The organism is Kitasatospora sp. NPDC004289, assembly GCF_053602875.1.
On sequence record NZ_JBSGEL010000047.1, the window covers coordinates 1 to 13645 of the forward strand.

Sequence of the window (13645 nt, forward strand, 5' to 3'; positions counted from 1 at the left end):
GGACGGTGATGCCGTAGGCGCGGGCGACGGCGCGGTCCGGGTCGGCGAGCAGGGGGAAGCCGAGGCGGTGCTTGCGGACACGGTCGGGCCCGGATCGGTCAGACAGCTCTCGGGCGTGCAGGGAGAGGTGGGAAGCCAGACCGACACGGTGTCAGTCCGAGGTGGTGGAGGCGGCGGGCGCGGCGGGGGCCTGCGGGGCGGCGCCGGCGGAGAGGAAGTGCCGCAGGTAGCGCGGGTCGGTCCGCTCCAGCGAGAGCAGCACGTACAGGTCGGCGGTGTTGAAGTCCGGGTCGTGGGCGGGCTCGCCGCAGACCCAGGCGCCGAGACGGAGGTAACCGCGCAGCAGCGGCGGGATGTTGGTGCGCTCGGGGCGGAGCACGCCGGTCGGGTCCCAGCGGCGGATCGGGGCCACCCGGTACTCCTCCGGGGAGAGGTGGCGGGCCGTCATGGCGTCCCAGACCCCGGCGGCGGTGGCGCCGCCGTCGGCCAGCGGGACGGAGCAGCAGCCGGCCACCCAGGTGTTGCCGGTGTCGACCAGGTAGCGGGCGATGCCGCCCCACATGAGGTTGATCACGGCGCCGTTGTCGCGGTGCCGGATGTCGATGCAGGAGCGGCCGACCTCGACCATGTCCTTGCGGATCCCGGCCAGCCTGCGGAGGTCGAACTCGGTCTCGGAGTACAGGCGTCCGGCCTTCGCGGCCTGCTCCGGGCGGAGCAGCCGGTAGGTGCCGACGACCTCGCCGGTCTCGTTCTCGCGCACCAGCAGGTGGTCGCAGAACTCGTCGAACGGGTCGATGTCCAGGCCGGGCTCGGGGGTGTCGAGGACGGCTCCCATGCCGTTGGCGAACACGTCGTGCCGCAGCCGCTGGGCGGCCCGGACGTCCGCCTCGTCGGTGGCGAGGGAGACCGAGTAGGCCGGGGCGGCGCCGTTGCGCGGGGTGGGCAGCTTGGCGGCCGGTGAGGTGGCGGTGGCAATGGCCATGGCAGGCTCTCCAGGGGCGTGGGTTGGAGCGCGAGATCGTGTTGCCCCTATGTCTCTCCAGACCGGTTGGCGTTCGTATGACGAACCGGGGGAGTTGAGATGTGCACCTGTTGAATGCCGGACCCTTATCGGACCTTTATCCCCGACGGTCAGCGCGGCCGGGCTCCGAGCGGGGCCGTTCCCTGCGTCGCGAGTGCGTGGGCGAGGCCCAACAGTTCGTCCACGCCCGCCCGTTCGGCCCTCCGGCGGGCGGGTGGCGGGGTCGGGCGCGCGGCGAGTGCGGCGAGCGCGGCGGCCTCGGCGGGGGAGAGGGCGGCCGGCGGACGCTCGAGGAGCGCGCCGGGGTGGTGGAGGTCGTGGACCAGGGTGACCCACTCCGGGGACGGGCGCCGCCGGGAGGGCTCGGCGGTGGGCCGTCCGGCGGCCGCGACGTACCGGCCGTCGGGCGAGACCGCGACCACCTTGAGCTGGAGGTCGGTGGCCAACTGGACCGGGACGGGCACCGGCTCCAGCGCGTACGGGTCGAAGAAGTGCACCCGCCCCTCGCCCGGCGCGTAGCCGCCGACCACCCCCCAGGCCGGGACGGCGAACAGGTTGTGCAGCAGCGGCCCGGGCTGCCAGGCCGTCAGCCGCAGCACCGTGCCGTCCGGCTCCCAGCGCCCGAGGCCGCCCCGGGCACCCGAGGTGATCAGCGCGCCCGGCCCGGCGAAGGCCAGGTCCAGCAGCTCGCCGAGCTCGGCCGGCACCGAGGCGGTGGCCAGCGCGGCCCGCAGCCGGGAGTCCACCGCGACCAGCCGGGACCCGTCCGAGACCACCAGCCGCCGCCCGCTGGGCTCCACCGCCAGCAGGTCGCCCCGGGTCAGGCCCCAGGGCCGCAGGTCCACCGGCCGCGCCGCGTCCCGGCCCTCCTGGACCAGCGCCCCCGGCGCCAGCCGGAGCCCCGAGACCTGCCCGTCGCGGGTCGGCACGGTACGGGCCCCGGCCATCGCCGGGCCGGCGCCCAGCACCGCCGTCGCACCCTCCGGGCCGCGCCGCACCAGTTCGAAGACCCCCGCCGCCTCCGGGCCGGGCAGCGCCGGCCGCCAGGCGGCCACCACCTCCTCCGGGCCGAGGCAGGCGATGGCCGAATGGCCGATGGCACCCTGATGGAGCGTCAGGCTGCTGCCCCGCTCCAGGTCGAGCACCCGTACCGACTCCTGCTGCGCCGCCGAGTCGATCGCGGCCACGGCCAGGGCGGGCCGGCCGTGCGCGAAGGCCAGGTAGTCGGCGCTGAACAGGTCGAACTCGGCGGGCAGCCGGACCGGCACCGAGGCCGCCTCGGCGGCCACCAGGTCGGCCGTCCGGCGGATGCTCAACCCAGCCAGTCTGCGGGCGAGTTCGAGCTCGGCCGGGTGGTCCGGCTGCCAGCGGCGCAGCGGGAGGCGGCGGGCCAGGCGGGCGGCGTCGGCGACCGGCACCGACCGGGCCAGCGCCCAGAGGCCGGGCCAGTCCCGCTGCCGGGCCAGACGGTCGGCGAGGGCGGCCAGGGCGGCCGGGTCCTCGTGGGGCCGGGTGCGTGGTTCGGGGTGGCCGGCGCGCCAGCCGTGCACCGCGAGTGAGGGCGGCGGCGAGGGGTGGCGGTCGGAGGCGGCGCCGACCGCCGGGGTCGCCGGGGTGTGCCGCTCCCTGGGCCCGGCCGCCCGGTCCTCGCCCTGCCCGTGCACGTCCTCCCCGTGGACGTCCGCCCCGGGCCGGTCCTGTCCGGCTCCGCCCTGTCCGGCGCCGCCCTCCCCGGGACCGCCCGGGGCGGCGAACAGGCGCTGTCGGGACGGCCGTTCGGGAGCGGGCCGGTCCGAGGTGTCCGGGGCGGCGTCCTCCTCCACCCACTCCTGGCGCAGGTGACCCCCGGGCGGGCCCTGCGGGGTGGCGGGAGCCTGCGCGGGGTCGGCGGTGCGGGGGAGGGGGACGGCGGTGGCGGCGGGGCCGGGCGCGGCGAACGAGCGGCCCGGGGCGGCCGGGTGGGGCACGCGCGGGGCGGTGTTCCTCGGCTCCGGCTCGGGCGGCAGGCCGGCGGCCCGCAGCACGTCGTTCTGGCCGTGCAGGGCGCCGAGCAGCGAACGCCGGTGCACGGCGGGCGCGCGCTCCGCCAACTGCCGCCAGACGCCCACCGCTTCGGCGCCGACGGACACCGCCTCCGGGTGCCGCCCCTCCTCGGTGAGGCTGTTGCGCAGCTTGCCGAGCGCGGCCGCGAAGGCGGCGGTGTGCCGCTCCGGGTCGGTGGCCGCCAGCCAGCGGTGCACCGCCACGCCCTCCTCGGCCGCCGCCACTGCCTCGCCCCGCCGCCCGGCCCGCGCCAGGTCGTGCCGCAGCCGCAGCAGCGCGGCCGCCAGCGCAGGACGGTGCGCGGCCGGGTCCTCGGCGGCCAACTCCCTCCAGAGCCCGACCGCTTCGCGGGCCGGGTCCAGCTCGTCCGTCTCGTCGACCCCGCGCAGCGAGAGCGCACCGGCGGCCGACAGTGCGGTGGCCAGCCCGGCCCGGTGGCCCGGGTGGCGCCGCGCCAGTTCGCGGTAGCGGTGCACCGCCGCCCACCCGGCCCGGTGCGCCTCGCCCCAGCGGCCCGCCCGCTCCAGCAGTGCACTGTGCGCGACCAGCGCGGCGGCCAGCCCCGGCCCGTGCCGGGCCGGATCGGCCGAGGCCAGCGCCGAGCGCACCTCGACGGCCCGCTCCTGGGCGGCCAGCGCCTCCGCTCCGTGCCCGGCCCGGTCCAGCAGTACGGAGAGCGCGCCGAGGGCCTCACCCAGGACGGCCCGGTGCTCGGCGGGCTCGCCCGCAGCCAGCGCGGTGAGCAGCTCCACCGCTCGCCGCCCGGCGGTGGCGGCCTCCTCATTCCGTCCCAACTCGGCGAGCGAAGAGGCCAGTTCGCGGAGCACGGCGGCGTGCTCGGCCGGTTCGGGGTGCCGCGCCAACCGGTGGCCGGCGAGCTTGACCAGCAGGGCGGCCCGGCCCGGTCGCAGGTCCGGGGGAGGATCGGCGGGCAGGGTGGCGAGCACCCGCTCCAGCAACTCGTGCTCGATGCCCGGGAGTTCGGTGAGGGCCAGCAGGACGGGCGTACCGCCGGCGGTGGCCAGGGACGGATCGGCGGAGAGCAGCGGGTGCAGCAGCTGCGGCAGGACATGGGGCCAGCGGGCGGCGGTGAGGGCGAGTTGGAGCACCGCGGCCCCGGCGGCGGGGTCCGCCCCGTCCCCGTGGGCGCCGGCGCTGCTGACGGTGCGGGCACCGGGACCGGCCCCGTACCCGGCTCCGTACCCGTAGCCGGAACGGCCGGCCGCCCCGAGGCCGAGCACGGCGGCGGCGTCACCGGCGGCCCACGGCTGCGCCGGGTACCCGACGGCGTGGCCCGGGAGGGTGAGGGCGAGGAAGTCCTCGGCGAGGGTGGCGGGCCGCAACGGCGCCAGCTCGCGGCCCGGTTCGGAGGGCGGGTAGCAGAGCGCGTGGTCGGCGAGCACCGCCGAGACGGGGTGGTCCAGGCCGAGCGCGCCGAGCAGCTCGGCCGCCTGGTCGGAGGCCCGGGGGCCGCCCAGGGCGGCGGCGAAGACGGCCCTGCTCATCACCCACGGCGGAGTGCTGAACCTTCCCGCCGTCGGTCTGCGGTGCAGCAGCGCCCAGTGTGCCTGCTCGCGGTCGAGCAGCCGCACGGTGAGCGCGGCGCGGTCGACAGCGGTCGCCTCGACGACCGAAGGCTCCGCGGTCTCCGCGGGCTGTGCGGCGTCGAGGACGCTGTCCAGGGCGGAGAGCAGCACGGTGAGCGCCAGGCCGAACTCCGGATGGCCCAAGTCCCGTTCCCGCAGTGGCTGTCCGACCCCGTACTGGGCGGCGAAGGCGGCCACCGCCGCCCGGTGCAGCGCGCGCCGTGCCTCCGGCCCCAGCGGGCCGAGCGCCTGGGAGTCCGTGACGGTCGGCTGCTCGGAGGCGGCCTCCAGCGGGTGCCGCAGTCCGTCGCCGCGGGCCAGCAGCAGCACCCTGGTCGGCACCCCGGGCACGGGCGGCACCGCCGAGGCCAGCAGCCGGGCCAGCTCGGAGACCGGCCTACGGTCCGCCTGCTCGACCAGCACCAGCAGCCCGGCGGCCCGTTCGTCCGGGGTCGTACCGCCAGGGCCGGCCGGACGCCCCGGCCCGCCGCCGCCCTCCGGCCCGTCGACGCTGACCACCTGCCAGCCCGACTGCCGCTGCTCCTCGGCGAGTTGGTCGGCCAGCCGGGTCTTGCCCTGGCCGCCCGGGCCGTGCAGCCAGCGCACCGCGTGCGGACGGTCCTGCGCGCACCAGACCCGCAACGACACCAACTCCGGCTCCCGGCCGGTGAACCCGACCACCGCGAACCGGGCGTCCAGCAGCCTGCTCGGCTGCTCCACCAACCACCCGGAGTCCAGCGGCGGCGGCGACTGCCAGGCCGGCGGAAGGTACCGCCCCGCGGCATCGGCCGCGCCGGTTCCGACACTGGTGCCCCACGACTCAGCCAGCATGGACAACCCCGATCAGCTGCGCCCTCCCCGGGGCCCACCCCACCCGCTCGGTCGGGGACCATGCTGCCACCAAGGACACGGATGTGACAGGTGATTGACCTGTTTCCGGAGGAACCCCGTGCGCTCCGCGCCCGGGGGTGCCGGTCCGTCAGCTGTCGAAGCCCAGGCCGAGGCGGTCGAGGGTGCGCAGCCAGACGTTGCGGTGTCCGGCGTTGGCGTCGGCCCGGGTCAGTGACCACTGGGTGACCCCGATGCCGGCCGAGCGGATCGGCTCGGGCGGGAAGGGCAGGGGCTTGCGGCGCACCATCGACAGCTCGGTCCGCTCGGTGCGGCGTCCGGCCAGCAGGTCGAGCATCACCTCCGCGCCGAAGCGGGTGGCGCCCACGCCGAGGCCGGTGTACCCGGCGGTGTAGGCGACCTTGCCCCGGTGCGAGAGGTCGAAGAAGGCGCTGAACCGGGTACAGGTGTCGATCGCCCCGCCCCAGGCGTGGCTGAACCGGACGCCCTCCAGCTGCGGGAAGGTCTCGAAGAAGTGCCGCGCCAGGGTGGCGAAGGTCTCCGGCCGCTGGTCCCGCTCGGCCCGCACCCGGCTGCGGTACTGGTGGACGACGTCGTACCCGCCCCAGAGGATGCGGTTGTCCGCGGAGAGCCGGACGTAGTGGAAGTGGTTGGAGCTGTCGGCGAAGCCCTGCCGGTTGCGCCAGCCGACCGAGGCGAGCTGGTCGTCCGTCAGCGGTTCGGTCATCAGCGCGTAGTCGTAGACCGGGACGGTGTACGGCCGGTGACGGCGCAGCAGGGAGGGGAAGGCGTTGGTGGCCAGCGCCACCCGCCGGGCCGCGACCCGGCCGTACGGGGTGCGCACCACGACGCCGGGGCCCGACTCGGCGAGCCCGGTGGCCCGGGTGTGCTCGTGCAGCCGCACGCCCAGCTGGAGGCAGGCCCGGCGCAGGCCCCAGGCGAGCTTGGCCGGGTTCACCATGGCGACGCCCTCGCGGTCCCAGAGGCCGCCCAGGAAGGTGGGGGAGTCGATCTCGGCGCGCACCTGATCGCGGTCCAGCGGGGTGAGGCGGCCGCCGTAACGCTCCGCCAGCTCGGCGAACTCGCGCAGCCCGTCGAGCTGGTAGGGCTCGGTGGCGACCACGATCGAGCCGGAGCGCTCCCAGTCGCAGTCGATGGCGTAGCGCTCGAGGGTGTCCTCCATGCCCTGGAGGTTGCGGGCACCGAGGCGCTCGAGGGTGGCGAGCTCGTCGGGCCAGCGCTGGTGGCCGTTACCCAGTCCGTGGGTGAGGCTGGCCTCGCAGAAGCCGCCGTTGCGCCCGGACGCGGCCCAGCCGGTCTCCTGGGCCTCGATCAGCATCACGTCCAGGGAGGGGTCGCGCTCCTTGGCGATGAGCGCCGTCCACAGGCCGGCGTAACCGCCGCCGACCACCAGCAGGTCGCACCGGGTGTCGCCGACCAGTGCCGAGGCGGCCGAGGGCCGGCCCGGGTCGTCCAGCCAGAACGGAACGGGCTTCGCGTCTTCCAGCGCGCGGACGGCGTCGGCCATGGCGGGGGCCTCCTACGGGTACGGAGGAGTGGGGGCTCCTCGTCGGACCGCCATCAGAACCCCGGCCCGACTTTAAGGTCAACCGTGTTGACATAAGGACCGAGGCCTCGGCCGCCGGGGGGAGGGTGGTGACGGGGGCTCAGTGCGGGCGGGGGCGCGCTCAGCGTGGGCGGGGGCGCGCTCAGCGCGGGGGCAGTGCCCGGCCCGCCGTGCTCAGCGCGCGGTACAGCCGGTCGACGTAGTGGTGCAGCTGCTCCACCATGTCCACCGAGGCGGGGGCCAGCACCCACTGGAGCTGGAGGCCGTCCATGACCGCCAGCAGCTGCCGGGCCTCGGCGGTGCAGTCGGTGTCGCCCCGCAGCTCGCCGCTCTCCACGCCGCGCCGCAGCGAGCCGCCGGCCTCCTCGACCAGGGTGCGGTAGCGCCGGGCGAAGAAGGCGTGCGCCGGGTGGTCGGGGTCGCCCGACTCGCCGACCAGGGCGTTGAACATCCTTGTGCGGCCTGGCCGTTGGGCGTTGTGGGCGGTCAGGTCGAGCAGTCGGTGGAACCACTCGGCGACGCTCGCGCACTCCTCGGTGAAGAACCGCACGGCGTCGTTCTCGTCGCTGGCCTCCAGGACCGAGACCAGCAGCGCCTCCTTGGTGCGGAAGTGGTGCAGGAGCCCGCCCTGGGTGATGCCGACCTCCTTGGCGATCCGGGTCAGCGAGGTGGCGTGGAAACCCCACTGGGCGAAGTGCTCGACCGCGGTGTCCAGGATGCGGGTCCGCCGCTCGTCCCCCACCGCGTAGCTGCCGCGCGGCCCGCGCCGGCCTGTGGCTCCACCCTTGACGTCCATGTCCGCCACCTTAGTCACGGCCCCTCCGGCGGGCTCCGCGGTGTGACCTGGGCCACATGCTGAAAACCTATGGGGTGCTCGGTTTTCATGGTTCCCTTTGGGCACCCCAGCGAACGATGCCCCGAGGCGCCGTCGGCCCCCACCCCCGCCGACCTGCGCCGTCGCCGTGCTGCTCCCCTCTCCGCTCCGCTGACAGTCCTTCACCCCCACCTCGGAAGGCCCCGCCATGAGATCCGGTCACCGCCAACTCGCCGCCACCGCATGCGCGTTCCTGCTGGCCACTGCCGCCGCCCCCACCGGCGCCTCGGCCGCCCCCGCCCCCGCCGCCGCCCCTGCCGCCCCGGCCCGCCCGCTCGCCGGCCTGCGGGTCCTGCTCACCAACGACGACTCGATGCAGGCCGCCAAGCTGGGCAATGCGGACGGCCTCGGCCTCTACGAACTGCGGCGCGCCCTGTGCGCGGCCGGAGCCGACGTGGTGGTGATCGCCCCCTGGCAGGTCCAGTCGGGCCGGGGCACCGCCGTCACCAACGGCGGGGTGGTCACCCTCGCCCACCGCACCCAACTCCCGGCCGGCTACCAGTCCGACTGCTCCGGCACCCCGTCCGGATCGCCCGTCCATGGCCTCTGCCTCGGCGCGGCCCCCTGCGGACCGGCGAGCGCGAGCGCCACCCCCGCCGACACGGTCAAGTTCGCCCTCCGGGCCGGCCTCGCCGACCTGGCCGGCTGGACCGACGGCCCCGACCTGGTGGCCACCGGCATCAACTCGGGCCCCAATGTCAGTGCCCAGGTCAACGACTCCGGCACCGTCGGCGCCGCCCTCGCCGCCGTGGAGCTCGGCGTCCCCGCCGTCGCGTTCTCCACCGCCGGAGACGCCGACAACCTCACCTTCCCCCTGGCCAACTACCGTGCCACCGCCGACTACGGCGCCCGCCTGATCGCCGCCCTGCGCCAACGCTCCCTGCTGAGCGGCCACTTCGCCCTCAAGGTCGACCACCCCGACGTCACGGCCGGCCGGCCCGTCGGTGCCCCGCGCCTCACCACCGTCGGCGAGGGCCGGGTGGTCTGGCACGCCTACCAACCCCGTGATTCGGACTCCGCCAGCTACGACATCACCTACGGCCGCTGCTCCGACCTCCCCGGCGACCCCTGCACCGAGACCCGCCCCGACGCCGACTCCACCGCCCTCCTGCGCGACAACCGCGTCTCCCTGACGCCCGTCACCCCGGACCGCACCCTCTCCGCGCACCTGACCGCCACCCAGGACCTCCTGCGCCTGCGCCACTTCGTGGACCACCAGGCCCCGCGGCCCTGACGCCCCTCGCCGCCGCGGGCGTGCCCGGGAACCCGGGCACGCCCGACTGCCGATGTTCACCGAGATCGAGTTCGGAATTCCCGGGCCCGCCGTTTCGGCCGAGGGGGGCGGCGAGTAGCATCCGGTGGCCCGCCTGGGCAGACCCGCGATTCCCGGTGATGAAAGAGGCGTCAGTGCAACACGTCGATTCCCCTTCGGCCTCGGTGCAGGAGCAAATACCCGGGGACGTCGCGGCCCTCGCGGCCGCCGAAGGGCTCGGGGAGCTCCGGGCGAGCTTCGGTCCGAAGCGGATGAGCGCCATGGCCCTGACCGGCATGGCCTTCCTCACCCTGTTCGGGCTGGTCCTGGTGCTGCCCGGTCTGTACTTCGGCTGGCGGCTCCTGCAGACGCCCAACCTCAATGCCAAGCAGGCCGCGAAGCGGATCCGCTGCTTCGAGCACGGGCTGGTCGTGAGCGACCGCACCGGGCCGGTCGCGTTCCGCTGGGACTCGACCGCCGTGCTGCAGCGGGTGACCAGGAACCACGTCAACGGGGTCTACGTCGGCACCAGTTACCTCTACACGCTGTTCAAGCCGGACAACTCCAAGATCGAACTGACGGACTTCTACGCGACCCCGGAGGTCTGGGGCGCCGCCATCCAGCACGAGCTCACCAGGGCCCAACTGCCCGGTGTGCTGGAGATGCTGGGCCGGGGCGAGCACGTGCGGTTCGGCGACATCGTGGTGGGGGCCGGCGGGATCTCGACCGTGAAGCGGGGCGGGCTGCGGTGGGACGAGATCAAGCGGATCGAGGTCAAGGACGGGGTGGTGTGCGTGGCCAAGGAGGGCAAGACGCTCGCGTGGTCCAACACGCCGGTCCACAAGATTCCCAACTTCTTCGTGTTCCTGGCCGTGGTCGAGCACCTGCACGGCTGAGTCCTTTAACAATTCTTTGCATCTCACTTGAATCACGGGTGGGCCGGTAGGTCGCCATTGTCCGAAACGCGCGCAATAGCTGCGGATAACCTGCGCCCTGCACTGCCACGCAGCCACTGACGCAGAGGACCCCATGAGTACCCCGCAGAACCCCCAGGGCCAGCCCGTGCCGCCGTCGGAGAACGGCGCCCCGGCTCCCTTCGCCTACGACGCCGCCATCCAGGCGGAGGCGGCAAAGCCCAAGAAGAGCATGGGCAAGAAGCTGCTCTCGCTGCTCGGCATTCTCCTGGTGATCGTGATCGTGGCGGTCATCAAGGTCGCGGTGCGGGACGCCTTCACCGACGGTCCGGTCCGCGCCAAGGTCGGTGACTGCGTCACCGTCACCGGCAGCGAGAACAACCCGGAGGTCGAGACCGTCGGTTGCGGCGAGTCGAAGGCCACCCACACGGTCTCGAAGGTCATCGACAACACCTTCGACGGGAATCAGTGCGGCGACGAGTTCGACGCCCTCTCCCAGCAGCTGGGCAGCGAGAAGTTCGTGCTGTGCCTGACGCCCAAGAAGTAAGCGTCGGCTGAACACCGCCCCGGGGGGAAATCCCCCCGGGGCGGTGTCGTTCCTTGACCTGTCCGACGCCGCGTCAGGTGCGGTAGCGGTACAGGACGCGGCCGCGGGTCAGGTCGTACGGGCTGAGCTCGACCAGGACCCGGTCGAACGGGAGGATCTTGATGCGGTTCTTCCGGATCTTCCCGCTGATGTGGGCCAGTACGTGGTGCCCGTTGGCGAGCTCCACCTTGAAGACCGCGTTGCGCAGGCACTCCACGACGGTGCCCTCGACTTCGATGCCGTTCGCTGTTCTCGGCAAAGGTCCCTCGTTCCTTGGGGGTTGGGTTGATGACGTGCAGGAGGACACGGAGTCCTCAGTGGCGGATCAGCTCCACCACGCTGCCGACCCGGCGCGCACCGAAGCCCTCGACGAGGGCCGTGCCGGCGAGGTTGGACGCGTCCACCTCCGCCGTGGCCGACGGCAGCCCCGCCGCGTGCAGCGAGCCCAGGGCGTGGGCCAGCAGCGCCCGTCCGACGCCGCGCCGCCGGGCGCCCGCCAGGACGGCGACCAGCCCGATCCGTGCGCGGCGCGGGACGACCGCCACCCGCACCAGCCCGACGTACGCGCCGTCGTCCGCGACCGCGACCGCGTACCGCGCCGGATCGCCGAGGACCGTCCCCGCCGGGCGCGGGATCACCTCGGCGGGCATGGTGTGCCAGCCCGCCGCGGCGTCGATCTCCTCGCGCAGGGCGCGGTCGAGTCCGCGCAGGAGCTCCTCGTCGGCCCCGGTCCCCGGCAGCACCGTGAAGCCCGCGGGGAGGGAGACCGAGGGGGGAGCCGCCGCATCGGGTGCGGTCGGCAGCCGGTACTCGACCTCGCGCCGGGAGAAGGCGTAACCCGCCTGCCGCCAGCGCGAGTCGGGTCCGGAGTCGGCCTCGCCGACGAGTGCGTGCAGCGGGGCCGGCAGGGCGGCCGACATCGCCGCGGCGAGCGGGGGGAAGGCGGTGTCCCGCCAGACGTCGATGCTGAGGAAGCGGCGGCCGTCGGGCCGGTACGAAACGTCGCCGTGGCCGATGACGTGGCCGCCGTCGTCCACGGCCTGCCACTCGGTGTCGGTGACGCGGTGGACCAGGGGGGAAGGGTGCATGGCTGTCGCCCTCTCAGGAGTGCCTGTGTGGAGAGGCGCTCCCGACGACACCGTCCTGGTCAGTCGCACACCGTGAAGAAGAGGGGGAGCACCCACGTCGATACTGCGTTCACGGGTCTCACCTCCTGGCGTGCGGTCACGGTGATCAACACAGTAGCAAGGCCGGGACGGCGGGCCCAAGTGATTTCCCACCGCCCGGGCCCCGCGCACGACCTGACGGGCGAGATCGCGTCAAAGGCTCAAATTTCGCGCAAATCATCCCCGAACGTGACATCGGCCACAGCCGGATTCCCCTTCGACCGGTGAGGATGTGCCGCTCGGTCATGCTCGCGACGACCACCCACTCCGTCCCCGCCCGACCGCGCGACCACACTCCCCCTCACGAAGGCGACTCGACTCCATGAGTGACCGCACGACGACCACGGAGCCCCAACTCGCGGACGGCACACCGCCGTCGGCGCGATCGGCACACGTGGACGCCGGTGACGCCGGGTACCGCAAGGACCTGAAGTCACGGCACGTCAACATGATCGCGATCGGCGGGGCGATCGGCACCGGCCTGTTCCTGGGCGCCGGCGGCCGGATGGCGAACGCGGGGCCGTCGCTCTTCATCGCCTACGCCGTCTGCGGCGTCTTCGCCTTCCTCGTGGTCCGGGCGCTCGGCGAACTCGTGCTCTACCGGCCGTCCTCCGGCGCCTTCGTCTCCTACGCCCGCGAGTTCATGGGCGAGAAGGGCGCCTACACGGCCGGCTGGCTCTACTTCCTCAACTGGGCCACCACCGCGATCGCCGACATCACCGCGGCCGCGACCTACGCGCACTTCTGGGCGATGTTCAGCGACGTCCCGCAGTGGCTGCTGGCACTGATCGCCCTGGCCGTGGTGCTCACCGCCAACCTGATCTCGGTCAAGTACTTCGGTGAGATGGAGTTCTGGTTCGCCATCATCAAGGTGGCCGCACTGGTGGCCTTCATGCTGGTGGGCATCTACCTGGTGGTCACCCAGCACCAGGTCGACGGCCACACCCCCGGCCTGGCGACGATCACCGACAACGGCGGGATCTTCCCGAGCGGCGTGATGCCGATGCTGCTCCTGCTGCAGGGCGTCGTCTTCGCCTACGCCTCGGTCGAGTTGTGCGGCGTAGCGGCGGGGGAGACCGAGAACCCGGAGAAGATCATGCCCAAGGCGATCAACTCCATCATGTGGCGGATCGGCCTGTTCTACGTCGGCTCCGTCGTCCTGCTCGCGCTGATCCTCCCCTACACCGCGTACTCGGCCGGCCAGAGCCCCTTCGTCACCGTCTTCGACAAGCTCGGCATCCCGGGTGCCGCCGGGGTGATGAACCTGGTGGTCCTCACCGCGGCGCTCTCCAGCCTCAACTCCGGCCTGTACTCCACCGGTCGGATCCTGCGCTCGATGTCCCTCTCCGGCTCGGCGCCGAAGTTCACCGGGGTGATGAACAAGGGCGGCGTCCCGTACGGCGGCATCCTGCTCACCGCCGGGTTCGGCGTGCTGGGCGTGGTGCTGAACTACGTGATGCCCGGCGAGGCCTTCGAACTGGTCATCAACTTCGCCTCGATCGGCATCGTCGGCACCTGGGCGATGATCATGATCTGTTCGCTGCTCTTCTGGCGCCGCGCGGGGCAGGGTGTGGTCGACCGGCCGTCCTACCGGCTCCCGTGGGCGCCGTACACGCAGATCGTCACGCTCGGCTTCCTGGTCACCGTGCTGGTCCTGATGTGGCTGGACGGCGGCGTCGGCCGCACCACCGTGGCCTGCCTGCCGCTGGTCGCCGCCGCGCTGGCGGGTGGCTGGTACCTGGTGCGGCGCCGTGTCGCGGAGACGGCGGCGGCGGACCGGGCCTGAT

At 74.0% G+C, this 13645-nt stretch carries 10 protein-coding genes; 4 read left to right on the top strand and 6 right to left on the bottom strand.

From position 1 onward, the window contains the following. Window positions 1-151: 151 nt before the first annotated feature. The 4 genes from ACWEPF_RS27210 to ACWEPF_RS27225 form a co-directional block, all read right to left on the bottom strand. Complete coding sequence (locus ACWEPF_RS27210; protein WP_452174599.1) at window positions 152-982, bottom strand: GNAT family N-acetyltransferase; 831 nt, start codon at window positions 980-982, stop codon at window positions 152-154. A gap of 149 nt (window positions 983-1131) precedes the next feature. Further along, a complete protein-coding gene (locus tag ACWEPF_RS27215; protein WP_452174600.1) occupies window positions 1132-5481 on the bottom strand; it encodes a hypothetical protein in 4350 nt (1449 codons plus the stop codon). Window positions 5482-5629: 148 nt separating this feature from the next. Then, on the bottom strand, window positions 5630-7027 hold the full coding sequence (locus ACWEPF_RS27220; RefSeq protein ID WP_452174601.1) for an NAD(P)/FAD-dependent oxidoreductase: 1398 nt from the start codon (window positions 7025-7027) through the stop codon (window positions 5630-5632). Window positions 7028-7208: 181 nt separating this feature from the next. Then, entirely contained in the window at window positions 7209-7862 is a 654-nt protein-coding gene (locus tag ACWEPF_RS27225; RefSeq protein WP_452174602.1) for a TetR/AcrR family transcriptional regulator, read from the bottom strand. A gap of 226 nt (window positions 7863-8088) precedes the next feature. On the opposite strand from ACWEPF_RS27225, the gene surE reads away from it, so the two are divergent. The 3 genes from surE to ACWEPF_RS27240 all read left to right on the top strand — a co-directional run bounded on the left by surE (window position 8089) and on the right by ACWEPF_RS27240 (window position 10653). Continuing rightward, entirely contained in the window at window positions 8089-9174 is a 1086-nt protein-coding gene (surE, locus tag ACWEPF_RS27230; RefSeq protein ID WP_452174603.1) for a 5'/3'-nucleotidase SurE, read from the top strand. Between the two features lie 203 nt (window positions 9175-9377). After that, window positions 9378-10088, top strand: coding sequence for a DUF6585 family protein (locus tag ACWEPF_RS27235; protein ID WP_452174604.1), 711 nt, complete (start codon window positions 9378-9380; stop codon window positions 10086-10088). 133 nt (window positions 10089-10221) lie between these two features. Continuing rightward, window positions 10222-10653 carry an LppU/SCO3897 family protein gene (locus ACWEPF_RS27240; protein ID WP_380148665.1) on the top strand — a complete coding sequence of 144 codons (432 nt, stop codon included), beginning with the start codon at window positions 10222-10224 and terminating at the stop codon, window positions 10651-10653. Between the two features lie 73 nt (window positions 10654-10726). On the opposite strand, the gene infA is transcribed toward ACWEPF_RS27240, so the two are convergent. Further along, window positions 10727-10951, bottom strand: coding sequence for a translation initiation factor IF-1 (infA, locus tag ACWEPF_RS27245; RefSeq protein ID WP_449795326.1), 225 nt, complete (start codon window positions 10949-10951; stop codon window positions 10727-10729). Between the two features lie 55 nt (window positions 10952-11006). Next, a complete protein-coding gene (locus ACWEPF_RS27250) occupies window positions 11007-11780 on the bottom strand; it encodes a GNAT family N-acetyltransferase (RefSeq protein ID WP_452174605.1) in 774 nt (257 codons plus the stop codon). 400 nt (window positions 11781-12180) lie between these two features. Here ACWEPF_RS27250 and ACWEPF_RS27255 point away from each other — a divergent pair, with 400 nt between their 5' ends. Beyond that, window positions 12181-13644: an amino acid permease gene (locus ACWEPF_RS27255; RefSeq protein ID WP_452174606.1), complete on the top strand. Its 1464-nt coding sequence runs from the start codon at window positions 12181-12183 to the stop codon at window positions 13642-13644. Window position 13645 lies beyond the last annotated feature (1 nt).

Coding starts and splice junctions, on each gene's coding strand:
- ACWEPF_RS27210 (WP_452174599.1), bottom strand. CDS start 982: ATGGCCATTGCCACCGCCACCTCACCGGCCGCCAAGCTGCCCACCCCG.
- ACWEPF_RS27215 (WP_452174600.1), bottom strand. CDS start 5,481: ATGCTGGCTGAGTCGTGGGGCACCAGTGTCGGAACCGGCGCGGCCGAT.
- ACWEPF_RS27220 (WP_452174601.1), bottom strand. CDS start 7,027: ATGGCCGACGCCGTCCGCGCGCTGGAAGACGCGAAGCCCGTTCCGTTC.
- ACWEPF_RS27225 (WP_452174602.1), bottom strand. CDS start 7,862: ATGGACGTCAAGGGTGGAGCCACAGGCCGGCGCGGGCCGCGCGGCAGC.
- surE (WP_452174603.1), top strand. CDS start 8,089: ATGAGATCCGGTCACCGCCAACTCGCCGCCACCGCATGCGCGTTCCTG.
- ACWEPF_RS27240 (WP_380148665.1), top strand. CDS start 10,222: ATGAGTACCCCGCAGAACCCCCAGGGCCAGCCCGTGCCGCCGTCGGAG.
- ACWEPF_RS27250 (WP_452174605.1), bottom strand. CDS start 11,780: ATGCACCCTTCCCCCCTGGTCCACCGCGTCACCGACACCGAGTGGCAG.
- ACWEPF_RS27255 (WP_452174606.1), top strand. CDS start 12,181: ATGAGTGACCGCACGACGACCACGGAGCCCCAACTCGCGGACGGCACA.